This is a genomic window from Paenibacillus sp. FSL R7-0297 (assembly GCF_038009025.1).
Taxonomy (GTDB): domain Bacteria; phylum Bacillota; class Bacilli; order Paenibacillales; family Paenibacillaceae; genus Paenibacillus_AQ.
Genome location: NZ_JBBPAQ010000001.1, coordinates 96,206 through 122,809 on the forward strand (window position 1 = coordinate 96,206; position 26,604 = coordinate 122,809).

Annotated in this window: 24 protein-coding genes; 6 read left to right on the forward strand and 18 right to left on the reverse strand. The window is 52.0% G+C overall.

Features of this window, described 5'->3' with window-relative positions; translation table 11 throughout:
- Positions 1-88: 88 nt before the first annotated feature.
- Positions 89-529: a HEAT repeat domain-containing protein gene (locus tag MKZ24_RS00465; protein WP_039306501.1), complete on the reverse strand. Its 441-nt coding sequence runs from the start codon at positions 527-529 to the stop codon at positions 89-91.
- A 135-nt stretch (positions 530-664) separates the two neighbouring features.
- Complete coding sequence (locus MKZ24_RS00470) at positions 665-1,918, reverse strand: MFS transporter (protein WP_042232642.1); 1,254 nt, start codon at positions 1,916-1,918, stop codon at positions 665-667.
- 259 nt (positions 1,919-2,177) lie between these two features.
- Between MKZ24_RS00470 and MKZ24_RS00475 the strand changes: the two genes are divergently transcribed.
- Entirely contained in the window at positions 2,178-3,119 is a 942-nt protein-coding gene (locus MKZ24_RS00475; protein WP_340780946.1) for an NADP-dependent oxidoreductase, read from the forward strand.
- A 41-nt stretch (positions 3,120-3,160) separates the two neighbouring features.
- On the opposite strand, the gene MKZ24_RS00480 is transcribed toward MKZ24_RS00475, so the two are convergent.
- Positions 3,161-3,871 carry a DUF554 domain-containing protein gene (locus tag MKZ24_RS00480; RefSeq protein ID WP_042232639.1) on the reverse strand — a complete coding sequence of 237 codons (711 nt, stop codon included), beginning with the start codon at positions 3,869-3,871 and terminating at the stop codon, positions 3,161-3,163.
- A gap of 330 nt (positions 3,872-4,201) precedes the next feature.
- Between MKZ24_RS00480 and MKZ24_RS00485 the strand changes: the two genes are divergently transcribed.
- Entirely contained in the window at positions 4,202-5,392 is a 1,191-nt protein-coding gene (locus MKZ24_RS00485; protein WP_340780949.1) for a nucleotidyltransferase domain-containing protein, read from the forward strand.
- Complete coding sequence (locus MKZ24_RS00490) at positions 5,373-5,510, forward strand: hypothetical protein (RefSeq protein WP_156122929.1); 138 nt, start codon at positions 5,373-5,375, stop codon at positions 5,508-5,510. Before MKZ24_RS00485 ends, MKZ24_RS00490 begins: the two co-directional genes overlap by 20 nt.
- A gap of 553 nt (positions 5,511-6,063) precedes the next feature.
- Here MKZ24_RS00490 and MKZ24_RS00495 read toward each other — a convergent pair.
- The 6 genes from MKZ24_RS00495 to MKZ24_RS00520 form a co-directional block, all read right to left on the reverse strand.
- A complete protein-coding gene (locus MKZ24_RS00495; protein ID WP_042232636.1) occupies positions 6,064-7,863 on the reverse strand; it encodes an ABC transporter ATP-binding protein in 1,800 nt (599 codons plus the stop codon).
- A gap of 13 nt (positions 7,864-7,876) precedes the next feature.
- Complete coding sequence (locus MKZ24_RS00500; protein ID WP_042133659.1) at positions 7,877-8,335, reverse strand: lasso peptide biosynthesis B2 protein; 459 nt, start codon at positions 8,333-8,335, stop codon at positions 7,877-7,879.
- Positions 8,332-8,631, reverse strand: coding sequence for a lasso peptide biosynthesis PqqD family chaperone (locus tag MKZ24_RS00505; protein WP_042241519.1), 300 nt, complete (start codon positions 8,629-8,631; stop codon positions 8,332-8,334). Before MKZ24_RS00505 ends, MKZ24_RS00500 begins: the two co-directional genes overlap by 4 nt.
- Before the next feature lie 2 nt (positions 8,632-8,633).
- A complete protein-coding gene (locus tag MKZ24_RS00510) occupies positions 8,634-9,569 on the reverse strand; it encodes an aldolase (protein ID WP_340780952.1) in 936 nt (311 codons plus the stop codon).
- A 116-nt stretch (positions 9,570-9,685) separates the two neighbouring features.
- Positions 9,686-9,811, reverse strand: coding sequence for a paeninodin family lasso peptide (locus MKZ24_RS00515; RefSeq protein ID WP_042232634.1), 126 nt, complete (start codon positions 9,809-9,811; stop codon positions 9,686-9,688).
- Positions 9,812-9,840: 29 nt separating this feature from the next.
- Positions 9,841-11,766: an asparagine synthase-related protein gene (locus tag MKZ24_RS00520; RefSeq protein ID WP_340780954.1), complete on the reverse strand. Its 1,926-nt coding sequence runs from the start codon at positions 11,764-11,766 to the stop codon at positions 9,841-9,843.
- Between the two features lie 281 nt (positions 11,767-12,047).
- On the opposite strand from MKZ24_RS00520, the gene MKZ24_RS00525 reads away from it, so the two are divergent.
- Entirely contained in the window at positions 12,048-12,635 is a 588-nt protein-coding gene (locus MKZ24_RS00525; RefSeq protein WP_340780955.1) for a GNAT family N-acetyltransferase, read from the forward strand.
- 13 nt (positions 12,636-12,648) lie between these two features.
- Positions 12,649-13,533 (forward strand): GNAT family N-acetyltransferase, encoded by an 885-nt coding sequence (locus tag MKZ24_RS00530; protein WP_340780957.1) that lies wholly within the window; start codon positions 12,649-12,651, stop codon positions 13,531-13,533.
- 23 nt (positions 13,534-13,556) lie between these two features.
- Here MKZ24_RS00530 and MKZ24_RS00535 read toward each other — a convergent pair whose 3' ends face one another.
- The 3 genes from MKZ24_RS00535 to MKZ24_RS00545 all read right to left on the reverse strand — a co-directional run bounded on the left by MKZ24_RS00535 (position 13,557) and on the right by MKZ24_RS00545 (position 16,577).
- Entirely contained in the window at positions 13,557-14,210 is a 654-nt protein-coding gene (locus MKZ24_RS00535) for a M48 family metallopeptidase (RefSeq protein ID WP_042232628.1), read from the reverse strand.
- A 24-nt stretch (positions 14,211-14,234) separates the two neighbouring features.
- Positions 14,235-15,686 (reverse strand): hypothetical protein, encoded by a 1,452-nt coding sequence (locus tag MKZ24_RS00540; protein WP_042232627.1) that lies wholly within the window; start codon positions 15,684-15,686, stop codon positions 14,235-14,237.
- Positions 15,687-15,824: 138 nt separating this feature from the next.
- Positions 15,825-16,577, reverse strand: a complete 753-nt coding sequence (locus MKZ24_RS00545) for an SDR family NAD(P)-dependent oxidoreductase (protein WP_042232625.1) — start codon at positions 16,575-16,577, stop codon at positions 15,825-15,827.
- A 173-nt stretch (positions 16,578-16,750) separates the two neighbouring features.
- Between MKZ24_RS00545 and MKZ24_RS00550 the strand changes: the two genes are divergently transcribed.
- Positions 16,751-17,398 carry a TetR/AcrR family transcriptional regulator gene (locus MKZ24_RS00550; RefSeq protein WP_042232623.1) on the forward strand — a complete coding sequence of 216 codons (648 nt, stop codon included), beginning with the start codon at positions 16,751-16,753 and terminating at the stop codon, positions 17,396-17,398.
- 128 nt (positions 17,399-17,526) lie between these two features.
- Here MKZ24_RS00550 and MKZ24_RS00555 read toward each other — a convergent pair whose 3' ends face one another.
- From MKZ24_RS00555 to MKZ24_RS00580, 6 genes are all read right to left on the reverse strand, one after another.
- Positions 17,527-18,552 carry an ABC transporter ATP-binding protein gene (locus MKZ24_RS00555; RefSeq protein WP_042232621.1) on the reverse strand — a complete coding sequence of 342 codons (1,026 nt, stop codon included), beginning with the start codon at positions 18,550-18,552 and terminating at the stop codon, positions 17,527-17,529.
- A complete protein-coding gene (locus MKZ24_RS00560) occupies positions 18,549-19,565 on the reverse strand; it encodes an ABC transporter ATP-binding protein (protein WP_042232619.1) in 1,017 nt (338 codons plus the stop codon). Before MKZ24_RS00560 ends, MKZ24_RS00555 begins: the two co-directional genes overlap by 4 nt.
- Entirely contained in the window at positions 19,532-20,491 is a 960-nt protein-coding gene (locus MKZ24_RS00565; RefSeq protein ID WP_042241515.1) for an ABC transporter permease, read from the reverse strand. Before MKZ24_RS00565 ends, MKZ24_RS00560 begins: the two co-directional genes overlap by 34 nt.
- Before the next feature lie 59 nt (positions 20,492-20,550).
- The gene (locus MKZ24_RS00570; protein ID WP_042232617.1) at positions 20,551-21,522 is read right to left on the reverse strand and encodes an ABC transporter permease; all 972 of its coding nucleotides are present in this window, start codon (positions 21,520-21,522) and stop codon (positions 20,551-20,553) included.
- A 123-nt stretch (positions 21,523-21,645) separates the two neighbouring features.
- The gene (locus tag MKZ24_RS00575) at positions 21,646-23,391 is read right to left on the reverse strand and encodes a peptide-binding protein (RefSeq protein ID WP_042232615.1); all 1,746 of its coding nucleotides are present in this window, start codon (positions 23,389-23,391) and stop codon (positions 21,646-21,648) included.
- 631 nt (positions 23,392-24,022) lie between these two features.
- Positions 24,023-26,593, reverse strand: coding sequence for an ABC transporter permease (locus MKZ24_RS00580; protein WP_042232614.1), 2,571 nt, complete (start codon positions 26,591-26,593; stop codon positions 24,023-24,025).
- Between the last annotated feature and the right edge of the window lie 11 nt (positions 26,594-26,604).

Sequence of the window (26,604 nt, forward strand, 5' to 3'; positions counted from 1 at the left end):
TTCCAATACTCATAATCCTTCCACTTATCACACCAAAAAGCGGATCGATAAGGAAGGACCCCCCATCTCTCCGCTTGCTGTGCTCTACCTATTTGGTAGCCGAAACCCACATTTTCTCCAGCCATTCATCGAAATTCTCGCCCTTCTCGCCTTCGTAGGCATCGTAGACGTCAATCCGCATCTTCTTGAGCTTCTCTTTGAACTCTTCGTAAGAATGGTCTTTCGGAAGACTCTTCTTAATCCGCAGAATAATCTTCGATACCCCTCTGAACAGCTCGGCCTTGTTCTTCGACGGAACCTTGACCTCTTCGCCGAAGGCTCTCAGCTTGTTGTACGCGGCTTCTTGAACGGTATATACAGGATCGCTGATCATCAGACGATTAAGGATATCAATAATTTGTTTGTGGTTGTAGCGGCCCAGCTCTTCCACTGCTTCAAGACGCGCTCTCCAATCTGCGGAGCGGCCGGCGGCTTTCTTCAGTTCCTCATAATTCTCTGGCAGCTCTTGGATTACTTCTTCATTATTCAAACGATACAATCCCCTTCTTGGTTAAATCTGATATATAGAACGTTTATCTTACATAGTGCAATTCTACAGTACTGTACTCCTTGATTTCAATCTTTTGTACAAACATTCATGCGATTCCGGAGCAACCGGCAGATCTTACTCATTTCCTCCGGCATTCCCCGCCTCAACACCAGGAACAGCAGCAGGCTTGCCTGCCTCGATAAGCACCTTATTACCCAGCAGGAAAAAGCCTTGGATAAACAGCAGCATTCCCGTAATGATCAGCAGCCATTCAATCTGTATGAGATCGGCCAACGGCCCGAAGACCAGCATGCCCAGCGGCATCATAGAACTCGAAATCATACCCAGCACCCCGAAGACCCGGCCCAGGTAATCCGGCTCCACCTTCTCCTGCAGCAGAACTGTGGAGGGGGTATTGAAGAACGGCAGCGCCAGTCCCACCAGCCCCATTACGGCAAGATAAATCCAGAAGACCGGAATTACACCCAGCGCAAACGTACATAACCCGACGGCAAGGGCCGATAGGGTCATCGTATGAACCCGGTTCCGGAACCCCGGCCAGACGGCCATCAGCAGCCCGCCAAGCATCATCCCGATCGAGAACGTAATCTCAATGGCGGTCAGCCGCCAGATATCCCCGCCAAAGGTTCGCGTAACCTGCAGCGGAGTCAGAAACGACACCGGGGCCGCCAGCACAAAGAAAAAAGCACAGAAAATAAAAAAGCTTCTAATATAAGCATGCTGCCGGATATAGCTGAAGCCCTGGCGCAGATCACTCAAATAGCTGAGAGTCTGCTCTGCAGCAGCTTTGGCATGAAGCGGCACCTGCACGAAGAAGAACATCGTCATAACCGCCACTGCAGCAGTAATCACATCGATGAAAAATATAATTTCAATACTTGCCATGCTCAGCAGGGCTCCGCTCAGCATCGGGGACAGCAGCATTACCATCGCCTGAATGCTGCCGTTGATTCCGCTGATCCGGGTCAGTTTGTCTTCCGGCACCAGCTGCGGCAGCATGGCCGCTACAGCCGGTGTCTGCACTCCGCCTCCAAGCGCCCGCAGGGCAGACACCACAAAAAGCAGCCACATCTGGTCGTATCCCAGCAGAAACAATATCGCCAGAACCAGCGTCGAAGCTGCAATAATGGAATCCGAGAGGACAATCAGCCATTTGCGGCTGTAACGGTCTGCCCAGACGCCTGCAAAGGGCGACAGCAGAAACATCGGCACAAATCCGCAGATAATCGCTAACGTCATCATGACTCCGGACTGTGTGTTCAGGGTAATATACCAGAGAATCGCATACTGGACCAGTGAAGACCCGAATAGCGAGACGGTCTGGCTGGTAAGGAAAAAGGCAATATTTTTCTTCCAGTCAGTGTTCATTGTCAGGGGATTCCTCCTCTTTCTCAGCACTTTAGAGTCATATTCTAGCATAGTTCCACAGCGCTACCTAATGGTTTTGATTAAGCAGTAACGGCTTTTCCGTCTTTTTTTAGGGCGGTACCGTTTCAGCGAGAAAGATAAGGATAAAGATAAGGATAATTCATGCGCAGGGGATATAAATTCTTATCTTTTAAATAAATCTGCAAAAGTATAGTATGTATAAACTGATCAGCACGCAGTAATAGGAGGCATACCATCCATGAAAGCCATCGCCATTCTTGAGTTCGGCCCCGCTGGAAACTTAATAGAGCTTGATATCCCTGTTCCCATTCCGGGTGATCAAGAAATTCTGATTGAAATGTATGCGACTTCTGTTAATCCGGCGGACATGAAGGTCAGGGAAGGCTTATTGTACGCTGGTAGCGGTCATACTGCATCCTTTCCGCTAATCCCCGGAATAGACGTTGCCGGAGTGGTAGTGAGTACAGGCAGTGGAGTAAGCCGGTTCAAACCGGGTGATGCGGTGTTTGGGCTGATGCAGGTTATGGAAGGCGGTGCCTACGCGGAATATACACTGGCACACGGTCAGGAGCTGGCGCCGATTCCCCCGGGCTTATCCTTTGAAGCAGCTGGGGTTCTGCCGGCTGCCGGACTTGCCGCCTGGCAGGCACTGGCCAGTGCCAAGGTCTCCAGCCGGGACCGCGTGCTGATTCATGACGGTGCGGGAGGTATAGGCAGCTTGGCTATACAGCTTGCCAAGCTCCGGGGAGCTACCGTGATTACGACGGTAAGCGGCGATGAGCTTGATCTGGTCTGGGGCATCGGGGCCGACCAGGCGATAGACTGCCAAGAGCAGGATTTCGCCGCCATTCTCGGCCAGAGCATAGATGTTGTAATCGACACCGCCGGAGGTCTCATCCTGAACCGGAGCTTCGCAGTTCTTGCAGGCGGCGGGAGGCTGATCTCCACTGCGGAGCGGCCTGACCCGGTACAAGCGGCGGCCGGGGACATCACTGCAGCGTACCTCACTCCCGCCGCCGACCCTTTTCAGTTAGCCGAGCTGGCCCGGCTGACGGCCGAGCGCCGGCTGAAGCTGCTAATCGGCCAGTCCTTCCCGCTCACTGCAGAAGGACTGCGCAGCGCACATCTGCTCAGTGAAGGCCGGCTGGTTCAGGGCAAAATCGCCATCACTATCAAATAACGGTCCGGCAATGCACATGCCCGTTCATCGCCCAGGTTCCCTCAATTCAGTTGAAATCCCTGCACCAGCACGACTAGCAGCACAGCCACAAGAATGCCGGGCAGAAGATTGGCTACCTTGATCTTGGTAATTCCCAGCAGATTCAGGCCGATTGCCATAATCATAATGCCGCCCGCAGCGGTCATCTCTGCAATGATGTCATTTAACAGCGCATCAGGCACAAACCGGGTGATCTGTGTAGCGAGTAGAGCAATAATTCCTTCATATAGAACAACAGGGATGGCCGAGAACAGAACCCCTACCCCCAACGTCGAGGTCAGAATAATCGAAATGAATCCGTCCATAATCGCTTTGGTATACAGAATCTGATGATCACCTTTGATGCCGCTGTCCAGCGCTCCGAGAATAGCCATTGCACCGACAACAAACACCAAGCTTGCCGTAACGAATCCCAGCGAGATGCTGCCCTGTCCGCCTGCCCCCACTCTGCGCTCCAGCCAATTCCCTGCACGGGTGAACTTGTCCTCAATGTTGATCCATTCACCAGCTACCGCTCCAATCACTAGGCTTAGAATGACAATCAGGAAATTCCCGCTTTTGAGGCCCATCTGCACCCCAAGCACGACAATCGCCAGTCCAATCCCGTTCATCACCGTATTCTTCATGCTCTCCGGTATGCGTTCCAGCAGCTTCCCCAGCATTGTTCCGATAATAATAGCTACTCCATTCACCAAAGCTCCCAACAGCACCATCGCTCAGCAGTTCCCCTAACTATAATTTCTCTCTTATCCTAGCATTATAGGGGTAACAGGCACCGTAGCGTCAAGAGTGTTGCCGGCTGAGCAGATGCACAGCGCCTATCAGGATGACATCGCCAGATTAAATTGACAGATTTCTGTTAACGATGGTACGCTCACTAATATCATTCTCTAAATACAAGTAGAAACGGCCAGCCTTCCTGTGAAGGACGGTATCCGTTTAAGCGGGAAAGATAAGGACATTTTAATGCGTCAGGCATATATATTCTTATCTTTGAACAAATCCGGTGCGGATCTGTTCAAAGCCAAGTAAGGAGAGTCTCTATGAGTGAACGGCCTACCCTCGATAAGGGGAGCTTATCTAAGGAAACATTACTTCTTCTTGCGCTTTTAACTTCTGAGAATATCAATGAAACGGCACACCAGAATCCGCAACTGTTCACGGGCCTGGACTGGGATGTATTCTTGCGGCTTACCTTGCATCACCGGGTATATCCATATTTGTACCCGAAGCTCAGCCGGATGGATGGGGATGTGATTCCTGCCAGCGTCCTGGAGCGGATAAAAATGGAATATCGCCGCAATACCGTCCAGATGCTTCAGCTCAGCGGTGAAATGAGTAATCTCGGCACTCAGCTGGCCGAATTGAATATCCGCTGCCTGTTCCTCAAGGGTCCGGTGCTTGCGCAGGCGTTGTACGGAGATATCTCGCTGCGGACCTCACGGGACCTTGATTTCCTGGTGCCGATGGCGCAGCTGCAGGATACGGAAGCCCTGCTGATCCGTCTGGGGTATGTGAAGGAAGAGACGTTCGAGAGCATACTCGGAGACTGGAAATGGCGTGAGCATCATACTACATTCAATCATCCGGTCAGTAAGATCAAGGCGGAGGTACACTGGAGATTAAGCCCGGGGCCATCCAAAGAACCCGATTTCGATACCCTGTGGAAGCATGCGCGGACAAGCAGCCCATTCGGCCGCAATGTCCATTATCTGGGCCAGGAGGATCTGTTCCTGTTCCTGGCTGCCCATGGAGCCAGACATGGATGGTCCCGGCTGAGATGGCTGCTGGACATCAAAATGCTGCTGTTGCAGCAGCCGGACTCCGCTGTATTGACCCGGCTGCTGCGGCGCTACAATTACAGCGCTGTAGGCGGACAGGCACTTATTCTGGCAGCCGGTCTGCTGGACGCAGAGATAGAGCCCGGACTGTCCGCTCTGACGGACCAACCCAAAGCCCGCAGTTTAGCGCAGCGCGCCTTGTTCTATGTGGCACGGATGGTCAATCTGCACAACCCTCCGCTGGAGCCGGAGGTCGAGCGTCATTATAAATATTATCAGCCGGCGATTCTATCCCGCTGGCATCAGGTGCTCTATGTAACCGGCTTTATGTATCCTTACGCAGCGGATGCGAAGACACTGCCGCTGCCGGAGGTGCTGCATTTCTTGTATTTCCCCCTGCGTCCTTTCCTGTGGAGCTGGCGGAAGATGACGGGTGCAGAGAAACGGGTATAACGAGCGGGATGCGGTAACCGCACTTTACTCAACAACCACGCGAGTTGCCGGTCAATCGCTGGCGGGACTGGGCAGACTGCTGGGACTTGCGGGCGGGACTAACGGAATAGACACTTAAACCCTTAAACACTAAAAACCCTCACTTCTGATTGATTGCCGGCAAAATCGAGTCAATGCGGACATAAGTGTAACCTTAAGTAAGCAATATAGGCAGAAATGTTGTACGTTTTGCAACTTTGATTTCTGGATCGCAGGGTTTGCGGGAGGATTGTTGTACAAAATACAAGAATAATCCTGCAAAGCCGCTTGAGAACGGCGAAATGCTGCATTTTTATACGAAAATAAACGCAGGCTTTAGTAGGCATGAGCTTAGCCCGTGTTTTAAAAGTAACTCTTTCGGGATAAACTTACTCTTAAAGGCGCAAAAAGTCCCCCTAACCCAATCTTTGAGCGATTTTTTTAAAAATCAGCTCGTTTCGGGGGACGTCACTTGAACCGTTAAGCCTAACTTTTCGATTTGTTTCAAGTAATAAGCTAACGCCTTTTCCTTGGACGTGCTCTCCGGCACGTCTTTTTCTTCGTATCCGCATCTGTTTTTCATTAAGCTCCACCGCAGTGACGTCCAGCGTAGGCCAAAGACAATATAGGGGAGGGGCTAATTAGCCCCTCCCCTATATTGCTTCCTCCTGCCCGCTAAGCAGACGGCTGAACATGCCGCCCTTCTCTGAAGCCAGGCCGCTGTATATCCCCTGCTGGATCACCCGTCCCTGGTCGATGACCAGAATCTGATCAGCTCCCCGGATGGTGGACAGGCGGTGGGCAATGACGATGACCGTCACGGAAGCCTTCAGGCGCTCCAGCGCCTCCTGAATCCGCTTCTCGTTCTCGGTATCGAGCGCACTTGTCGCTTCATCGAGCACAAGGATGGACGGCTTGCGGATAATCGCGCGCGCGAGCACCAGACGCTGCCGTTCCCCGCCGGACAGGCGTACGCCGCGGTCGCCGAGCAGCGTATCCAGTCCATCCGGAAGCTTGCGGACAAAGTCAGCCGAAGACGCAAACTCCAGCGCCTCCCACAATTCCGCTTCCTCCGCATCCGGCTTGATCATCGTCAGATTGTCGCGGATGGTCGCATTGTACAGAAAAGGGTCCTGCGCAACATACCCGATGGATCTCCGGTAGGACAGCAGCCTCTCACCTGTGATAGGCGCACCGTCAGCCAGGATCTCGCCGGTCTCCGGCTGCATCAGTCCCATGAGCAGATCAACGAGCGTGCTCTTCCCGGCGCCCGAACGTCCAACTATGGCGGTCATCTTCCGGGCCGGAATCAAGACATTTACGTTCTGAAGCGAATACTCCGATTCATGCGGATGATAGCGGAAGTCAACATTTCTAGCTTCAAGACTATGCTTCAAGATCATAGGGGCTACAGCTTCCCCGCCTTCCACCCGGTCATGCTCCACAGCGGCAAGACATTCGTCTTGCAGCAGCTGCAGCTGCTTGAAGGAGGGCAGTACGGAGGCGAGCTGCTCCATCAGCGACTGCAGGGTAGAGAATGTCGGCCACAGCCGGGTAAATACCAGAATAACCAGCAGCAGATTAGGACCCTCTGCTTGCATAAACCGGAAGGAGACAAAGATAAACACGGCAATCAGCAGTGTAGAGGACAACTTGTACAGCAGCTGTGAGTTCGAACGCAGGCGGGTATAGTCCAGTTGCTCTTGCTTCACCTCTCCGGTGAAGGCATGCAGCCACTCCAGCCGGGAATGCTCCAGATTATTGCTTTTGATATCCTTGATTCCGTTCAGCTGATCCGTAATTCCGCCCAAGTAGGTCTTGCCAAGCTCCGTGCTGCGGCTGCCCAGCTTCTTAGCCTTACGAATGAAGCGGCGGGAGAACAGGGACAGCAGGACAGCGCAGACGAGTACGGAGAGCGTCATCTTGGGGGACAGCCAGAAGGCGAAGCCGATCTGCACCAGCGTGAATAGCAGCGAGGTAAGAAACTGCAGGAAGCAGCTGATGCCGGCAAGCACTCTGGCCAGTTCCGTGGTCATCACGTTGATCAGATCGGAGGTGCGCTTTTTCAGAAAAAAAGACCATTCGGCCCTCAGCAACGCGCTGTATACCTCATAACGCAGCTGTCTGCCGTAGGTCTGCTGAATCTCCACATTGCGGATGGCCACGGACCGTGAGATCAGATTCTGGCAGAGCACAATCAATACATAACTGCCAAGCACCAGCAGGAGCGCCGTGGTCTGCGGCAGTTCGGAGATGAAGCCAAGCATCGGAAGATGAAGACCGGTGGTGGCTGTGCCGCCTAACTGAATACCAGCCATACCCAGCATAGGTACAAGCAGCAATATGGCAGAGCTCTCCAGCAGACCACTGATCACCATACCGGACAAGTTGAGATATAGTTTAGCTCCCGACAAGCGCTGAAGCTGCCGGAAATAATAGATTATCGCTTGCATGGGCCCACCTCGATCACTCAGCTTGTAACACTTTGGCGAATTTCTCCACAACCACGAATCCCTGCATGGCATCATCACCGGAGACATAATACGCCCCGCTTCGCAGCCAGGCATGGGCAATCATCTGTCCCTGCTTATCCCGCGCCACCCCCATATAGAGGGTGCTCTCAATCCCCCGCTTCTCCAGCATCTTCAGACCGGCTACGGCTCTGACCATACAGGTGCTTTTCCAGGGCGTATAGCGGCTGATCACCCGAATGGCCTTCGTGATCTGCTGAATGCGGGGAATATCCGTGTCTTTGGATACCGCCGGAGTCTCCAGGGATTTCACCCCGAGCTGCGGAGCCGTCTTGGCAAAAGGAAATAGCAGCTGGATTCTAACCAGGAAAAGCCGCCATAACGCCTCAGGAATCAGCGCCAGCGCGGCTTTGTCATACTTCAGCAGTAAACCGATGCGCCGGAGGGTAATCATGGCCCGTTGACGATGGCGACAAGATCCTCATTCAGCAGATTCTGCACAAAATCAACTACGTCCTGCTGTGCCAGCTCCGCCGGAACCTCAAAGATCTCCTGCATGATCTCGGCAATCCGGCGGATGGACACCGGTGAAGCCAAGGCTTCCCAGATCTCGCCCCCGACCTCGCCAAGGTTGTAATACTTACCGTTCTTCACATTCAGCATCACCTTCTCGCCATCCATGTCACTGGCGATATTGCCTTCCCGCTGAACCAGAACCGAATCAAGGGACAGGACTGCTGCTGTATCCATATTCATATTTTCATCTCCTTCACCTTTTGGGTAATCGTCTCAAAGATCAGCTCCGTCTGCTGCGGTACATTGAAGCCCTGCTCCGGACGGGTCAGCCGGTACATCGGCAGCCGGTTAACGAATGAGGCCAGCATACTGAAATGCCATTCCCTGACCCCCATGGGGTCCACCAGCGCTTTTTGGTAAGTATGATTATATAAGGTATGAAGCCTCTCCAAGCCGCTGATAGCCTCCACTGACACCGGCCCGTCCTGTACGGACAATTCAAATATTCCTGCAAGCGGCAGCGGTTCAGTCTGGAACCGGTCATAAACGGGTATGGCAAACTTGGTCTCCCGCTTAAACAACGGGCGGTATGCAGACGAATTCATTCCCAAATAGTCCAGGCTTTGCTGCCACAGCTTCTGCTGCGGATAACCTGGAACAGCTAATGGAGTTCCATTATGCACCAACACGGGAATAACGTCGTCACTGACCAGGAGATGTCCCTGATCCATTAAATAGGAGGCAAGCGTAGATTTGCCCGCTCCCGAACGCCCGACCAGCGCGTAAGCCTTATTCTCCAGAACAAGTGAGCTTCCATGAAGAGCCAATACGCCTTTTTGCATCAGAAGAACACCCATGCAGCTGCCCAGAATGAACAGGCGGATGCTATCCGGATCAGCATGGACTGCGGGAGATACGGTAATGGTGCTGCCATTCTGTATGGAAAAGACAGCTGTGCCTTTAACCATGAACATCACTTCTTGCTCTGCCATACCCAGATTCCGTGAAATCTTCGGTATCGCCTCCCAGCGCTCAGACAAATCAGCCTCCACAACAGATACGCTGCCCAACCTTCCGGGCTGCTCCGTACGGGGAAGTTCCGGCAAGGGGAATTCACTGAGAATTTGCAGACCAAAAGCCTTATACCCCAGGCATTGCACTGTGCTCGCCATACGGTTCACTCCACCTTTATCAATTTCACCCGGCTGCCTGCCGGTGATGTGAGGATAGCCCTTATCCCCCTCCAGCAAGCTAAGAGGGATGAGGGCCGGGATGTTGCCAAGCAAAACTAGGAGTGATTAACGATTTCTTCCGGATCCGATTGGAAGGAGTCGGCAATAGCGATCCCAGGTCCAGCCATAGTCATTTTAACATCCAGAACTTCCAATGCAGGCTTGCTGTATTCCTTTTTCATATTTGTCACCCCCTTTCAAGAAACATCCATCAGGTCACACGCTTCAGAAAGCGGTAGAACACCAGTCCTCTCGTAAGAAGGCGGAAATCCGTGTTGAATATTAATAATGGTGCGGGCTCACTACCCAGCCGGTCTAAACACCCGGCGAGCCCGGCATGATTCAAGTAAGAGGAAATCCGGGGGTCCTGAAGCATCTCCTTTAGCTCCTGCAGGAACATCTGCCATTGGGGCAGCATACGTGTAATCCCATCTGCTCCCTGTATACCGCGCCGCGTCTGGTTTAGTCTGACCTTGTCCGGCAGCCGTCCTTCCATGGCCCGGCGGATTAACGAGCGGTCCACTCCGTTCTGGACGTATTGCCCTTCAGGGACAGATAGGCAGAAGTTGATGACACGCAGATCATTCGTAGGGTCACGATCCCATACCCTGTACTTCAGCGACAGCTTGGTAGCTGCCGTTCCATTCACATTCCAGATATGCGGCTGCTGGAAATGCTGTCTGCGGATATCGTATACCGTCTGAGACGAAGGAATTCCCTCAAGCTCTCTCAGCTTCTCTTGCACCCCTGTCCGCCGTGCGAATTCAGGATGAATCAGCTCTGGAGGGGCCTCCTGCTTCCCGGAGATCAGCTGGCCCAGGCCGGGGAACACCTTGCGGCCGACAATCTTCAGCATTTTCTTGCGGCTTGCCCCCATCGAACGACTGTAAAGCTTGTTCTCCCGGTAGAAGGAGATCCAGTGAAATTCGCGCAGCAGCTTCGCCTGGTAATCCAGTGCAGGCCCCCAGGAGATACTCCAGTTGCCCCGTTGTCCACTGAGCAGAACACCGGCGCCTTTCATTTGTGCTTGTTCATATATGCCTTTGAGCCAATAGGAATTCTCTATGAATTTGTAGGGCATCTCCATAATATCCAGCCATTCGTCAATTTCACCATAAGGGCTCCGGTCAGGAAAGTTCAAGAAGCTGGGCTGAATGTTCCCCACATGGTCGATGGTCTCTTGAATATATGGACGCTCATCGGTGACCCGCTGGCCTAGTTTAAAACCTGTAAAATTGTCCAGCGGATAAGAGCTGAATGTAAATAATGGCTTGCCGCGGCGTCGGAGCTCCTCTGCAGCGAAGCTGACCACTGAGCCGGAATCCAGTCCGCCGCTCAGATTGGCGCCTACGGCGAGATGGGTCCGCAGCCGATCTCTGACTGCCTGCCCAAATACCTCACGGAACGCTTCCTCGTATTCCCCGTTACCGCGAAGCCTTAATGGAGTCGGAGTCCGGAAGGTGTAATACTGGGAGAAGGAAACCCCCTTCGCGCTGACTGTAACCGAGTGGGAAGGCGGCAGCTGTTCCACCCCTTGATAAACCGTGGAGAACATATCTGCCACATCGTTCCGGGCCTGGCTCGCCAGATACTCTGAAATCCAGCCTTCGTTCACACCCTGCTGACCATCAGGCAAAGCCAGCAAGGGATGAATTACGGTACAGAAGGAGAACTCTCTGCCGGAACGGCGAAAGTAAAGCGTCCGGTTACCCGAGAAATCCCTGGCCCCAAACAGCGTCCGCTTGCGCGCATCCCAGATCATGAAGGCAAAGTCACCGACCAGATGAACCGGCGCCTCTCCCCCCCATTTCTCATAGGCCAAGAGAATCAGCAGACTGTCTGGAATGGAATCACGATCTTCCCGGACAACCTGAAGTTGTCCGAACAGTTCGCTGCGGTTATCAATGATTGCATCAGCCACAATCGCCAGCCCGCGCTGCGGATCATAATAGGGGAGAATCTCATTCCTTGACTGTGGGGTAATCCACTGCGAACGGCAGCCGAGGAAGAGTCCCTCCGCCCTCCAGGATCTGTCATCATCAGCCGGATAACGCTGCAGCTGCTGCATAAGGCGCGGACCCAGCTCCGGGTCCAGCGGCCCATGCTGCATAGAATAGATCCCGGCGATTGCGCTCATTGTACGACCTCCAGCTGTCTAAGAATTCGATATTCGTTCTTAATAATGAACACTTCTTACTATATAAGATAACGTTCTTTCCATTGATTGTGAATAGTACCAGAGAGTACTTTTAGGTAGCCTTCAGCGTATTGACTTATCACTAGCTATATGATATATAGCAACTGAGTGAAGACCTATATAAGTTTGCTAAAAAAATAGCTTCACTGATTAGCTTCATTAATATGTAACTCTATATAATACTCACGCTTAGAATACATATCTCTCTAGGAGCTGAACTTATGCCTATTCATCCGATTGACCCGATCCTCATCTCCATGCCGGAGAGCTTTGAAAGCAGCCGCCTACTGATCCGTGCCGCTCTATGGGGAGACGGCGCCGCTGTAAATGAAGCCGTCCAAGAGAGCATAGCCGAATTAAGCCCTTGGATGCCCTGGGCACAGCATATCCCGTCCGTGGAGGAATCCGAAGCCTCCCTCCGGAAGTCACGGCTGCAATTTCTGGAGCGCAAGGATATCCGGCTGCTGCTCGTGAACAAGGAGACCGGTCATCTGGTAGGCAGCAGCGGCCTGCACCGGATCGATTGGCAGGTGCGGAAATTTGAAATCGGTTATTGGGTCCGCACCTCCTGCGCCGGACAAGGTTATATCACGGAGGCGGTAAGTGCCATTGCCGATTTCGCCGTACAGGAGCTGCAGGCGGCCCGGCTGGAGATCCGCTGTGATTCCCGCAATACACAGAGTGCGCGGGTGGCTGAACGTGCAGGCTTCACTTTGGAAGGCATTCTGCGGAATGACAAATTAGATGTACAAGGCGCCTTAAGAGACAATATGATTTATTCGAAGGTTCGCGGGGTTGAATATTACTGAAGGAGCAGCTACCATGGATGATCTTCAATTTGTCTGTAATTATAAAGATCAGGAGCCGCTAAGAAACAGCTTTTTCGCTTTGGCTGCTGATACGTTTGAACTTGAGCTGGAGCGCTGGTATGAGCAGGGCTTCTGGGGGGAACGGTACATTCCTTATTCTTACGCGGAGGGACATCGGGTAATTGCAAATGTCTCGGTGAACCTGCTTGAGCTGATTATTTATGGTGTGAAGTCCCGCGCAGTGCAGATCGGGACGGTGATGACGCATCCTGACTACCGGGGACAGGGCCTGTCCGCCCGGCTGATGATCAAAGTGCTGGAGGTTTACGGACCACAGTGTGAATTCATGTATCTTTTTGCCAATGATACGGTAATGGACTTCTATCCCAAGTTCGGATTCCAGCCCGTAGAGGAGCAGATCTTCTCTATGAACTGCCCTCCCGGTTCAGCCGGGTCCGCAGGATCTGCGGGAATCCGCAAGCTGGATCTGTCCATAAGTTGTGATCTGAGCCTGGTCACCACCTTCGCAGCGCAGCGGCAGCCGGTATCTGAACGCCTTGGCGTCAGCGGCACCGATGGACTGCTGATGTTCTACTGCCTGAACGTCTTCGGCGGCAATCTATATTACCTGGAGGACGAGGAGGTCATCGCCATCTGCCTGCAGGAGAGCGGCCGGTTAGAGATTTACGATCTGATCAGCAGGAAGCCCGTCGCCGTCCGCGAAACCGCCATGAAGCTTGCGGATAACGCCACGGAGACTATAGTCTTCCACTTCACGCCAAGTGACGATAACCTTGAACTGGTGGGCAGGAGCTGCCCTAGCGGTTTGTTTGTGCGGAATCAGAGCAGTCTGCAGTACCCTGCGAACGTCAAACTTCCGGCAACATCCATCGCTTAAGCCAAGCAGTCATCACATAGGATTCAGAGTGTCATGAACTGCCCCTGCCGGGCCAGATATGCTTCCTTCTCTTTGTAGTCCGGCATTACACTTCCCAGGCGGCGCCAGAAGGAACGGTCATGATTCATATGCAGCAGATGACACAGCTCATGAATAATGACATAGTCGATCACCTCAGGCGGCGCCATGGCAAGGCGGTAGTTAAAGGTCAGTTTTTTATCAAAGCTGCAGCTCCCCCATTTGGTCCGCGATTCCACAATCTCGATACTCTTCGGCTTCACCTTCAGCTGTGCCCCATAACGGGTGATGCGCTCTGCAACGATTTTTTTCAGACTATTGAAATAAAACTTCTTCAGCGCAAGCTTCAGGCCCTCCGCATCCATATCATTGACGGCAATCAACTCATGCAGCGCATATTCCTTCCCCAGATAGAGGTATCTCTCTTCCCCCTGATACTCCTTGACCTTCGGCACCTGCCTGGCCGCCGCATTGCTGCGCAGCTTCTCCAGAATCTTCGGGCCGAGCCCTTCCACCGCACTGCGGATACTCTCTTCACTTGTTCCTGTAGGCACCTTAACGGTAATGAGATCTGATCCGTCAATCTGAACGGACATTTTCTTGCGCTTGGCATATTGAACATGGAGCGTAATCATCTGATCTTCGAGTTGAATCTGCATAGCCACCATCGCCCTCTGTAATTTCTAATATACCGGATACCCGGCTACAAACACTGCCAGATACAGCAGGCTCCCCGCAATGAATAAGGAGGTAAGCGCGATATCCTTCCATTTCTTATCTTGGGTCAACACTACTGCCGCGAAGGCCAGCGGAAAAGCCACGGCGAAATAACGCGGAGCGGACAGCAGCCAGGTCGGACCCACAACGTAGACGAAATAGACGATTAAATACGCCATATAAGCAGGATGAAGTCTCTTTGCGCTTTTGAACATCATCAAGAGCACCAGGAAGATACTCATCAAATTCGGCAGCCACAACCCCAGGAAGGAACGGAAGTCCGCATCCTTGAAGGTATTCACGGCATACTCCATCTGATATCTCACCGTATCGAAAAAGAAGTAGAACTGCTGCGACCAGTGTTCCCGCTGATAAATACTGAACTGGAACGCGTTGCCCGTAACATTGTAATTGATATAGAGATAAGCCAGCAGACCGAAGGAGACTGTAGCAAGAGAGAGCACTGCTTTGACCAGTCTGTTAATAAAAGCCTTCCGCTCCAGCTGTCTGTAGCCTGCTGCCAGGTCCCGGGCAAATTCCACGGCAACCGGTACAGCCAGCAGTATCCCCGGAGAACGGGTGAAGCCGGCCAGCGCCGCACAGAGACAGCCAAGCAGCCAGCGCTTCTGGCGCACATAATACAATGCCATCAGGGAGAGCAGCAGGAACAGCGCCTCCGTCATGGGGATGAAGAAAAAGAACGCCGACGGGAAGATGAAAATATATTTCACGACCCGCAGCGCATTGCTGCGTCCCATGTCCAGCCTGGCCAGCTCATAAGCGAATAACGCCGCAGCAAGGGTGCAGAGGTTAGCGGCAACAAAGCCGGCAACCATATAATTGCCTGTGAAAAACTGCGCCAGCTTAATGACGACCGGAAACAGAGGCAGGAACACAATGTGGAACCGGGAGTCTCCTTCCGTGACATACCCGTGCTCGGCGATTCCCAGGTAAGACATAGCATCAATTCCGCGGATATGCCAGGTATCAATAAAGCGGGAGAACAGGCTTCCGGATCCCCCGTCTTTAAGCGTCCAGAATACATAGGCTATGACAATGAGCAGCACACGGCTGGCCACCACCCAGAGCACAATCTTCCACCATGTCCGCTGCCGCTCCTCAGGCAGATTGTTGATACTTACCGGTTCCTGCATATTCCATGAACTTATGTATCCGGTCAAAGCGGGAATGGCCCGCAGCCCTGTCCAGACAAACAGCCCCAGACAGACTAGCGAGGCAAGTGTCCCCATCAGGCTCCATGTATGCACGGATACCGCCCATCTCCATGCGGCCACAATCATAATGAGAATAAAGAGAGCTGAAACTGCTTTGTCGACCTTTTTCACCATAGCCTCCGGTTCCGCATCCATTGCGGCATTGATTAGGATTAGAATTACAATAATCAGTCTTTTTCTCATTTTCTTATAGAAGTGGCTTTTACACAATAATTAGTTTACGGCGCTATCAAAAGCAAAGAGGAGCGCTGCCCATAAACCCGGCAGCACTCCTCTTCATCTATTTCAAGTTTGTCCCTCCCGGCAGCCCGGCTTCGGCACTTATTTCGCTGTAACACCGCCGTCTACCGGCAGTTCTACACCAGTGATATAAGCCGACTCATCGGAAGCGAGGAACAGCACAGCTTCCGCCACCTCGGAGGCACGGCCGACACGCGGCAGCGCCGTCTGGGACAGGAACCATTTCAGCCTTTGTTCGTCATTCACGAACTCAGCACTCATCGGTGTTTCGATAAAGCCGGGATGCACAGAGTTGACCCGGATATTATCTTTACCGAAATCAACAGCCGCCGCTTTGCTCAGCATGCGGACCCCGCCTTTGGAGGCTGTATAAGCCCCTGCACCGCTGCTTCCCGTCAGTCCTGCGATCGATGAAATATTGACGATTGAGCCTCCGTTACGCTCCTGCATATGCGGAACGACGTATTTCATTCCAAGGAAGGTGCTGGTCAGGTTAATGCTGATGACCTTGTTCCACTGCTCCATAGTTGTATCCAGAAGTCCGGTTGCAAGCGAAATTCCCGCATTGTTAACCAGCACGTCGATTTTTCCGTAAGTCTTCATCACTTCTTCGATCACATGGACCCATTGCTCTTCAGAGACCACATTATGCACATAAGCTGTAGCCTGACCGCCATCAGCTTCAATCTCCTTCACTACAGCCTGCAGCGCAGCTTCATTAATATCGGTAATGGCAACCTTGGCACCCTCCCGTGCAAAAAGCAGTGCTTCTTCACGTCCCATGCCGCTGCCGGCTCCGGTAATAATAGCAACCTTATCCTTCAGTCGATTCATAGCTGTATCCCCTTCGTTGTGTGAGTTAAACTATATGGTGATAGTTAAACTATCATTGTGATATTTATCATATCACTTTGTGCGAATAAACTCAAACCCTCCTTGCTTAATGAATAACCACTAGCTATACTACTGGTAGTTCAAATACCGATGGTGAAAGGGTATAAGCTCTTATGGATCCCAAAACAAGATATGAGAAGGAACGCCTTGACGGCAAACAGCAGCGTTTATCCCTGATTCTGGAAGCTGCAGAACGCGTATTTAATCAGAAGGGGATTGAGAAAACCACGATGCAGGATATTGCAACTGACGCGAATATCGGCATTGCTACCCTGTTCAGATATTTCCCCAAGAAAGAAAAGCTGATTGTCGCCGTTGCTACCCGGCTGCTGGAGCCGATGCTGGAGCGGTTTGAATATGTGGCCGGATTGCCTGTGCCATGCCTGGACAAGCTTGAAGCATTATTTGATTTTTTCATTGAGGATCACTATAAATTAAGCACAACCTTCATGGTTGACTTCGAAAGCTACGCCGCCCATTTCCCGGAACCGCTGGAGGATATTCATCATTTCAATGCTCTGACCCGCAGAATTTCGCAGGTTTATTCCCGGATCATTCAGAATGGCATCGAAGACGGCTCCATCCGCTCTGATCTTGAGGTACGCGACACTTTAACTACATTAATTAACACGTTCGGCATTTTCTCGAAGAAGCTCTCACTGCAGAAGAACATCCCTATGCTTGAAGCGGATCTTACGACAGAGCTCCAGCTGAATATTCTCAAGCGGGTGTTTCTCGACTATCTGAAGCCCCTCGCATAGAGCACTTATGCAGGGCAATGACTATTCCAGAGATACAAAAACAGGGGGTGACCCCGCAGCCAGTTGTGGATATGGCTGCGGGGTCACCCCCTTAATCTGCGGGACATCCTTAGGAAATCGCGGATTATCTACGAATTTGGAAGCAACGGGAAATGACAGGCCACCGGACGGCCTGGAACAACCTCTTCAAGCAGCGGCTCCACCTGGCGGCATTTGTCCTGAACAAACGGGCAGCGGGTATGGAACCGGCAGCCGGACGGCGGGTTAGCCGGCGATGGCACATCCCCCTCCAGCACAATGCGGTCCTGCTTGCGTCTTGGTGTCGGCTTCGGAATCGCCGAGAGCAGGGCGGCAGTATAAGGATGCAGCGGAGCTGCAAACAGCTCCTCCGTCTCAGCCACCTCCACCAGCTTGCCCAAATACATCACCCCGACGCGGTCCGAAATATGCCGGACCACATTAAGGCCGTGCGCAATGAACAGGAAGGTTAACCCCAGTTCCTTCTGCAGCTTCATGAGCAGGTTGATTACCTGGGACTGTACCGATACATCCAGTGCCGATACAGCTTCATCGGCAACGATAAACTGCGGATTCAGGGCAATCGCCCGGGCAATCCCGATCCGCTGGCGTTGTCCGCCGGAGAATTCATGCGGGTAACGGTTCCGGCGGCTGGCATCCAGCCCCACCAGCTCCATCAGCTCCACCACCCGGGCATCGATCTGCTTCCCCGACATATTCCGGTGAATGCGCAGCGGCTCTCCGATAATATCCTTAACGAGGAACCGCGGATTCAGTGAGCCGAACGGATCCTGGAAGATAATCTGCATTTCTTCCCGCAGCTTCCGCATGTCACCTGAGCTCAGGGAATGGATATCCTTCCCCTTGAATAACACTTCTCCCCCGGTTGCACTCTGCAGCCGGAGCAGCACCCGGCCGAACGTGGATTTGCCGCAGCCGGATTCACCGACCAGCCCGAAGGTCTCTCCTTTGCGGATGGATAAATTAACGCCATCCACAGCCTTGACCTGTCCAACGGTGCGGTTAAGCAGACCCTTGGTGATCGGGAAATATTTCTTCACGTCCTTAACTTCGAGCAATATTTCTGAAGAAGGCATATGTGCTCTTACCGGTTTGGTTACAGCTTCATTCATCATGCGCGTTTCACCTCATTACTGTAATCCGCCTGCACCGGCTTATCCTTGAACAGCCAGCAGGCCGTCCGGTGATCATCCGAGATCATGAAATCCGGCGGCTCCTGATTCCTGCAAATATCCATGGCATGAGGGCAGCGCGGATTAAAGCGGCAGCCGGATGGCAGCTGGCCAATCGGAGGAATCGTCCCCCGGATGGTGTAGAGCTCGCCTCCCCGTCCGCCTTCAAATCCCGGAATCGACTGGAGCAGTCCAACCGTATACGGATGGCTGGGATGGTCGAAGATCTCTTCTACAGTCCCCTCCTCCACAATGGCTCCGGCATACATTACAGCGATGCGGTCTGCCATCTCCGCCGCTACGCCCATATCATGGGTGATTAGCAGAATGGACATCCCGAGTTCGGACTGAAGCTTGCGCAGCAGATCCAGAATCTGGGCCTGCACAGTTACGTCGAGCGCTGTTGTCGGCTCATCGGCGATCAGCAGCTCAGGTTTGCAAGCCAGAGCGATGGCGATTACCACACGCTGACACATCCCGCCGGACAGCTCATGCGGATACTGCTTGGCACGGATCTCCGGGGCCGGGATACCAACTAATTTGATCAGATCAACGGCCATCCTCATAGCTTCGGCATCACTCTTGTTCTGATGAAGCCGTAGGCTCTCCGCAATCTGTTCGCCTACCGTAAATACCGGATTCAACGACGACATCGGGTCCTGAAAGATCATGGCAATCTGATTCCCCCGGATTTCCCGCATCTCTTCCTGACTCTTCGCCGCCAAATCCTGGCCGTGAAATTCAATACTGCCGTCAAGAATCATCCCTCCGGCATAATCAATCAAACGCATTATCGCGAGTGAGGTCACACTTTTGCCACTGCCGGATTCACCGACAATACAGACCGTCTGGCCTTTATCAATAGAAATGGAGATACCGTCAGTTGCTTTGAGCAGCCCCTTCTCTGCCGCAAAGCCGGCGGTCAGCTTCCGGATTTCGAGTAGTTTTTCCGCCATTGTTCCAGCCTCCTCCGGGATTTGGTCACTTGCTGTCTGGGATCTAGCGCATCCCGGATGCCGTCGCCGATAAAGTTAACCGCGAGTACTACGAGCAGGATGCAGAGTCCTGGATATACCGCCTGCATCGGATCTACAAGCATGAATTCCTGAGCGTTGCTGAGCATTAGTCCCCAGCTTGTGGCCGGTGCCTGAATACCGAGGCCCAGATACGACAATGCAGATTCACTTAGAATCGCACCGCCGACCATCAGGGTCGCATTTACGATAATCGGGAAGCTTGCATTACGGAGCAGATGCCGGAAAATAATACCCCAGCTAGATACTCCAATCGCTCTGGCTGCTTCCACATATTGCATTTCACGCAGCTGCAGGAAGGTCCCCCGGACGAGCCGGGCAATACTCATCCAGCTGGTAAATGCCAGAATAAGAATCATGTATTTAATTTGTGTGCCGAACAGCGCCATAATCAGGATGTTCAGGAACAGGGTCGGAACTGAGTTCATCACATCTACAATGCGCATGAATACTGTATCTACAAACCCGCCGAAATAACCTGAGATCGCACCGACAACCGATCCGACAACTACGGAAACAAACGCAACGGAGAAACCGATGGCGAGTGAAACACGCGCACTGTACAGCAGTCTGCTGAGAATATCGCGGCCCAGCTCGTCTGTTCCAAGAGGGTGCCCCTCTGCTCCCGGCTTCAGATTGGCGAACATCAAATCAATCGTTTCCGGTCTATATTGGGTCAGTTTGGGTGCGAAGCCCGCCAGCAGCACAAATATAATCAGGACTAGCAAACCACCCATTGCGAACGGATTGCGCGAGAATTTCTTCCATAAAACTCTCCAGGGGCCCGGCGGCCGCTTGGAATCCAATACCGGAATCTCAGGGTCTGTCCCTCCGGGCATCGGACTCATGTCCGGGGTTCCAAGCGGCTTAGATACAGCCCCTTTGGTAAGCTCAGTATTCTCTGTATTCATGCCGTCTTCCCCCCTTGCTTACCGAGCTTCACCCGGGGATCAACTACGGCATACAGTATATCAGCAAGGAGATTGCCGATAACGACTATAACAGCCGTCACTATAGTAACAGCCATCAGTGCCGAATATTCGCGCGCGCCTGCCATCTCTACAAACCAACGGCCCATTCCCGGCCAGTTGAATACATTCTCAGTTAATGCAGCCCCTCCCACTAGTATGGGAAGATCAAGGCCGAGTATTGTAATAATTGGAATCAGTGCATTGCGCAGCGCATGGCGGAAGACCACTTTGCGTTCTTTGACGCCCTTGGCGCGTGCCGTACGGATATAATCCTGATCGAGCACTTCCAGCATACTTGCCCGCGCATATTTCATATAAGAGGCCAGGAAACCAAGTGCAAGCACTGTTATCGGCAGCACCAGATGCATGAACAAATCCCCTATATCGCCTTCCTTGCCTCTTGTATACATGTCCGACAACGGAAACCAGTCCAGCTTCAGTGACAACCATTGCTGGAGGAGTATTCCGAACCAGAAGGTCGGCATCGCGAAGCCTAAGTAAGAAATGAATGAAGCCGTCTGGTCAGATAGACCATATACTTTGGTACTGTTATAGATTCCCCAAGGAATTGCGATCAGCAGTGATACCAGCCAAGCCGAACCCATCAGGATCACGGTGTTGCCAATACGCGGCCAGAGAAGATCGGATACCGCAATGTGGTTCTTAAAAGTGTAACCCAAGTCCCCTTGCAGCAGGTCACCGATCCAGCGGACATACTGTACGGGAATAGGCTGGTCCAGGCCAAGGTTCTTGGCTTGCTGTTCGAATATTTCCGGCGTGAGTCCCGGAGAGAGCATCACTTGAGTCGGTCCACCCGGAGCAGCGTGGATGAGTAGAAATGTTAGTATGGTAATCAGAAAGATGACCAATACCGATTGAAGCACTCGACGTATCAGATATTCTGTCATGGGCTATCCTCCTAGAGATGGTAAGGCGATAGATTACGGAAGACTCCCCCATTCATACAAAAGGGGGAGGTGAAAGAGAATTCTCTTTCACCTCCCGTAATTCTATTCAGTTAGTTCGGTTCGTTAGTCGGTTACCCACCATTTGATAGCGTGGAAGAATTGTCCGTAGCCCAGTGATGGCTCAGGAGCATCTTCTTCTGCCCAGTGAACTCTAGGACCTGTTCCGATAGCCTGACCATATTGATACAGGAATACATAAGGAAGATCCGTGGAAATTTCTTTACCTACTTCTTTGTAGATTTCTTTACGTTCAGCCTGGTCAACCGTGGAATAACCATCAACCCACAGTTGATCCAGCTTCTCATTCTTATACCAGCCGCTGTTCTGGCCGGCAGGCGGGAAGTATTTGGAGGAGAAAATGCTCTCTGCATCCGGATCCGGTGTATTCAGAGACCATGCCAGCAGCAGAGCCTGGAATTTACCCGGTGTTACGTTCTGGTCAATCCAAGCTGCAAAGTCGATTGCCTTAGGTGTTACTTCAATACCAACATCCTTCAGGTTCTGCTGGATAACAGCGGCTACTTGCTCGCGGCGGCTGTTGCCGGCATTGTACTGCAGTTCAAAGGAGAAGCGGTGTCCGTCTTTAGTGAGAATACCGTCTTTGGCATCGGCAACCCATCCGTCTTCTGCCAGGAGCTTCTTGGCGGTTTCGGCGTTGTAATCATAGTTCACAGCGGCATCACCCGGGTCAGCCCAAGTGTCCGGAAGGAATGGGGCATTCATCAGGGCGCCTACGCCTTTAAGAATATTGTCTACCATACCTTGACGGTTCAGTGCATGTGCAATTGCCTGTCTGGTCTTCTGTCCTGCGAACAGGCCATAGCTATCCGGGAAGTTCTTACCGTCGAAGTTAAACATTACATATTCATACTGTGCGCCTGGCTTCTGAATAATGTCGATATCGCCGTCAGCTTTAACGGCTTCAACCTGCGTTACCGGAATCGCACTGATATGGTCCGTGTCGCCCTTCATGATTGCCTGAACTTCAGTGTTCTGGTCTGCGTAGATTTTGTAGACGATTTGAGCGATATGAGGCTTAACCGTACCCCAGTAGTTCGGATCGGCATCAAGGGTATGGCTTTCGCCTTGTTTCCAGGCTGTCCATTTCCATGGTCCGCTGGTTACGGTCTTGGCCGGGTCCGTACCATAGGCATTAGTTTGGATTTCAGTTGGCTTTACATCCTTGAGAATATGGGCAGGCACAATTTCTTGAACCAGCGCATACAGGAATGGGGCATAAATCTGGGACAATGTAAATTTCACGGTATGGTCATCGATCTTCTCCACCGTTTTCACCTTGTCATATTGGCTGATCAGCGGTGAACCCGTTTCCGGGTTTTTGCCGGTTTCAATGGTATAAATTACATCATCCGCAGTGATCGGCTGGCCGTCACTCCATTTGGGAGTATCCTTCAATTTAACTGTATAACTCAGACCATCTTCGGAGATTTCAGGAAGCTCGGCAGCCAGTGACCAATCCTCTGCCTGTACATTGCCTTCGCGGTCCAGGTTATAGAGCTTGGCGAATACGAATTGGGCTACATCGCCTGAAGAGGTGTCATTGATTAAGAGAGGGTTAAGATTAACAATATCGGAGAATGTGCTTGTAACGAGAGTTCCGCCGTCAACGGGTCCGTCTGCCGCAGGCGCTTCAGTAGCATCAGGGGCCGCGCTCTCAGCCGGGGCAGCAGTTGCTGCAGGAGCATTAGTTGGAGAACTCGCAGTGTTATTGGTGCTGCAACCCGTGAATAGAACCCCTACCAACGATAAAACAAGTAAACCAGACCACCATTTTCTCTTTTTCGCCATTCCTTTTACTCCTCCTTAGTTAAGTGCGTGTAGTGAGCGATACCCGGAACCATAAGCCCGGTTCACCCGCCTTCTCTTCAAAGCTTCTCGGGAGACTGGGATGTTCTGGATGATTCTGCCCCTGCCGCTATAATTGAGCTGACACCTGTAACCCATGTAATAAAACATTACATGCAGTACATATGACATTCAAGGATCGAATAGACCACAGGTCAATTCGAGACAGGGGTAACCTTCCCGGCTGGGAGTCTTAACAATTCCCTATAAATTATGGTTTATATTACATGTGAATATATCTTACGTCAATATATTTATTCATCACTTCCCTATCTTATTTATGTGTACAAAAAATAATTCCTTCCAATATAGTAAAATAAACACCTTTAAACCACCTTTCCAAACTATTCGACTATGTTTAATGCGGTTAGTTTTCATAACTTAATATTGTCATTTTCGTGTTAATTCGACATTTTTCAGCATGATTATCTTTTTTTCGAGCTTAGTCGCACAGTGATTTCTATTTTTCCATACACAAAGAGGAAGAAAAACACGCCAGAGAACTCTTCCGGCAGCCTGTTTTTCTTCCTCATTTTCTTGCTCTTATTATATTTTTGACAAAGTAGTGACTACGCTACTCCACAGATTTCAACGCTTCAATCATATGAATCCGCTGCAGCTTAAGGTGCATGAACGCCATTACAATCCCCGAGAAGAGCACGGTCAGCAGGGCCGCATACAGATAACTCTGCCACTTGATCAGCGGCGCGAACATCGTGGCATCCAGCTCAGCCGTAGACAGGACAAAGCTATGCAGCAGTATCCCCAGTGCACCGCCGAAGATGATCCCGAGCAGTGTTAAGAGGATATTCTCCCGGTATATATACATAGTGACTTCCTTATCGTAGAACCCCAAAACCTTGATTGTGGACAGCTCCCGGACCCGTTCAGACACATTAATATTGGTCAGATTATAGAGTACCACGAAGGCCAGCGCAGCAGCGGACACGATCAGTACTACAATAACAACGTCCATGCTCTTCATGGTCCCGTCAAAAGCCTCGCCCACCCCGCTGGAAAAGCTGACCAGCGCTACTTGCCCGCTCGCGGTTAATTTTTCCCCGAAGGTGTCTTCCCACTGCTTATCCTGTGCGCTATAGTTCAACAGCTGAGTGTTATAGACCGGCCCGCCGCCAAATACCTTTGCATAGTAAGCCGGCGTCATATACACATAATGCAGTACATAGTTCTCGGTAACCGCCGACACCTTGACCTGAAATTCCTCATTGTTGCTGTCCACAACAGTCAGGCTGTCTCCGGGAACCAGATCATACAGCTTGGCGAGCTTCTCGGTAATGATTGCGCCCTCGTCAGTAAGCATCTTCGGTTCATCCGTTATGCGGTCCTTCAGTACAACGAACGGAGCTAGCTGATCTGTAGACGCAGGAACAAAAATCCGCACCTCCTGATCGTTAACCCCTTTGGCCCGGGCAGTCATTGCTTCCTGAAGCACATCCAGCGTTCCCGTAATTGCGGACTCCTGTTTAATCAGTTCTGCATAGGACGCCTTATCTTCGGCTGTTGCATTGTCATGCAGCGCCACCAGGGCGCTATATTTCATAATCCCGCCGAACTGCCGGCCTGCTATGCTGCCAATGGAATCCTTCAGCCCAAAGCCGGTCAGAATAAGCGCGGTACAGCCCGCCACCCCGATTACGGTCATGAACATCCGCTGCTTGTAGCGGAACAGATTGCGGGCCGTCACCTTCTGCACAAAACTAAGCCGTTTCCACAAAAAGCTGAACCGCTCCAGCATAATACGCTGTCCGCTCTTGGGCGCTTTGGGCCGCATCAGCACCGACGCATTGCTGCGCAGCTCTACCCGGGAAGCGATCATTGCCGTCATGGCTGTACATACCAGCGCTACTATTATGGAAATAATAGCGTAGGCGGGATAGAAGCTTTTGATCACGCCCGGCAGGTTATAGAGCTGGCTGTAGGCATTATAAATAATGCCCGGAAATAAGGTGAAGCCGATCGCAAGCCCCGCAATGGACGCGGCTAGACTGGCCAATGTGCCATAGACCAGAAATTTGGTCATAATGTCCATGGCACCATACCCCAGGGCCTTCAAGGTACCGATCTGCAGACGCTGCTCCTCAACCATACGGGTCATCGTTGTTAAGCTGACGAGTGCCGCAATCAGGAAAAAGAACACCGGAAAAGCCGTGGCGATCGCCGAAAGCCGGTCTGCATTATCCTTGTATTCGGCGTAACCCGGGTTGATCGTCCGGTCTGTCACATACACCTTCGGCAGCTCCAGCGGGTTCTGCGCTGCCGATGCCTCCGCCTGCTGTTGCTGCGTTTGCTGTTGCTGCTGCGCCGCGTCCATAGGCTGCTGGCCCGCAGCCAGTAGCTCTGCGGCTTCCGCTTTCAGCTCTTCCAGACGCTGCTGCGGGTAATCCTTCAGTACTTCCTCGGTCTCCGGCAGATGCCGCTCGATGAGAGCATCATAAGCCGGCGTATAAGCTGTTTCTGCAGCCGTATCCGTGAAGCTGAGATAGGCCTCTGTGTACACCGGGAGGCTGAAGTCATCCTCCCGGATGACAGCAAACGCATCGGCTGTCCCTTTGCCGATCCGGCTCGTTCCACGGGTCGACGTTTCAATATATTGCGGACTCTGCGCGAAGCCGACCACGGTATAGCTCAAGGTCTGGAAATTCCCCGCCAGATCATCCACGGCGTCCCCGCTGAAGGTAATTGAATCTCCCAGCGAGAACTTCTCCTCCTGCAGCAGATAGGCGTCAAGTACGATCTCCCCGGATGCCTCAGGCAGATGCCCGGAGATAATTTTGTACCCGTTCAGTTCATTATCGTCAGCATAGGAATACACTTTAGCAATCAGTCCGCTCTCACCAAGAAACACATCCGAGCTGTACACAGGCTGAACACTCTTCACTCCGGGGATGTCCCGAAGATTATCAATACTCTTCTCTGTCAGCCCATAAGTGGACTGAACACGTAAATCCATCAGCCTATGATCCTTATAATAAGTCGCTGCGGTATCCAGCATATCCGGCCCCGCTGACTTGATCCCGGCAAAGAAGCTTACCCCCAGCATAATAATGGCAAAAATCGAGAGAAACCTTGCTTTCGTATGACGGATCTCCCGAAAAACATCCTTCCATAATGCCCGTTTCTTCATGGTTTCCGGCT

What these genes read in the sequence shown, in the direction of transcription:
- MKZ24_RS00475 (WP_340780946.1), top strand. Translation starts at nt 2,178, where the DNA reads ATGAAAGCCATCGCCATTCTTGAGTTCGGCCCCGCTGGAAACTTAATA.
- MKZ24_RS00545 (WP_042232625.1), bottom strand. Translation starts at nt 16,577, where the DNA reads ATGAATCGACTGAAGGATAAGGTTGCTATTATTACCGGAGCCGGCAGC.
- MKZ24_RS00570 (WP_042232617.1), bottom strand. Translation starts at nt 21,522, where the DNA reads ATGACAGAATATCTGATACGTCGAGTGCTTCAATCGGTATTGGTCATC.
- MKZ24_RS00550 (WP_042232623.1), top strand. Translation starts at nt 16,751, where the DNA reads ATGGATCCCAAAACAAGATATGAGAAGGAACGCCTTGACGGCAAACAG.
- MKZ24_RS00560 (WP_042232619.1), bottom strand. Translation starts at nt 19,565, where the DNA reads ATGGCGGAAAAACTACTCGAAATCCGGAAGCTGACCGCCGGCTTTGCG.
- MKZ24_RS00540 (WP_042232627.1), bottom strand. Translation starts at nt 15,686, where the DNA reads ATGAGAAAAAGACTGATTATTGTAATTCTAATCCTAATCAATGCCGCA.
- MKZ24_RS00470 (WP_042232642.1), bottom strand. Translation starts at nt 1,918, where the DNA reads ATGAACACTGACTGGAAGAAAAATATTGCCTTTTTCCTTACCAGCCAG.
- MKZ24_RS00580 (WP_042232614.1), bottom strand. Translation starts at nt 26,593, where the DNA reads ATGAAGAAACGGGCATTATGGAAGGATGTTTTTCGGGAGATCCGTCAT.
- MKZ24_RS00520 (WP_340780954.1), bottom strand. Translation starts at nt 11,766, where the DNA reads ATGAGCGCAATCGCCGGGATCTATTCTATGCAGCATGGGCCGCTGGAC.
- MKZ24_RS00555 (WP_042232621.1), bottom strand. Translation starts at nt 18,552, where the DNA reads ATGATGAATGAAGCTGTAACCAAACCGGTAAGAGCACATATGCCTTCT.
- MKZ24_RS00515 (WP_042232634.1), bottom strand. Translation starts at nt 9,811, where the DNA reads ATGAAAAAGGAATACAGCAAGCCTGCATTGGAAGTTCTGGATGTTAAA.
- MKZ24_RS00525 (WP_340780955.1), top strand. Translation starts at nt 12,048, where the DNA reads ATGCCTATTCATCCGATTGACCCGATCCTCATCTCCATGCCGGAGAGC.
- MKZ24_RS00575 (WP_042232615.1), bottom strand. Translation starts at nt 23,391, where the DNA reads ATGGCGAAAAAGAGAAAATGGTGGTCTGGTTTACTTGTTTTATCGTTG.
- MKZ24_RS00510 (WP_340780952.1), bottom strand. Translation starts at nt 9,569, where the DNA reads ATGGCGAGCACAGTGCAATGCCTGGGGTATAAGGCTTTTGGTCTGCAA.
- MKZ24_RS00565 (WP_042241515.1), bottom strand. Translation starts at nt 20,491, where the DNA reads ATGAGTCCGATGCCCGGAGGGACAGACCCTGAGATTCCGGTATTGGAT.
- MKZ24_RS00535 (WP_042232628.1), bottom strand. Translation starts at nt 14,210, where the DNA reads ATGCAGATTCAACTCGAAGATCAGATGATTACGCTCCATGTTCAATAT.
- MKZ24_RS00495 (WP_042232636.1), bottom strand. Translation starts at nt 7,863, where the DNA reads ATGCAAGCGATAATCTATTATTTCCGGCAGCTTCAGCGCTTGTCGGGA.
- MKZ24_RS00485 (WP_340780949.1), top strand. Translation starts at nt 4,202, where the DNA reads ATGAGTGAACGGCCTACCCTCGATAAGGGGAGCTTATCTAAGGAAACA.
- MKZ24_RS00500 (WP_042133659.1), bottom strand. Translation starts at nt 8,335, where the DNA reads ATGATTACCCTCCGGCGCATCGGTTTACTGCTGAAGTATGACAAAGCC.
- MKZ24_RS00530 (WP_340780957.1), top strand. Translation starts at nt 12,649, where the DNA reads ATGGATGATCTTCAATTTGTCTGTAATTATAAAGATCAGGAGCCGCTA.
- MKZ24_RS00480 (WP_042232639.1), bottom strand. Translation starts at nt 3,871, where the DNA reads ATGGTGCTGTTGGGAGCTTTGGTGAATGGAGTAGCTATTATTATCGGA.
- MKZ24_RS00505 (WP_042241519.1), bottom strand. Translation starts at nt 8,631, where the DNA reads ATGGATACAGCAGCAGTCCTGTCCCTTGATTCGGTTCTGGTTCAGCGG.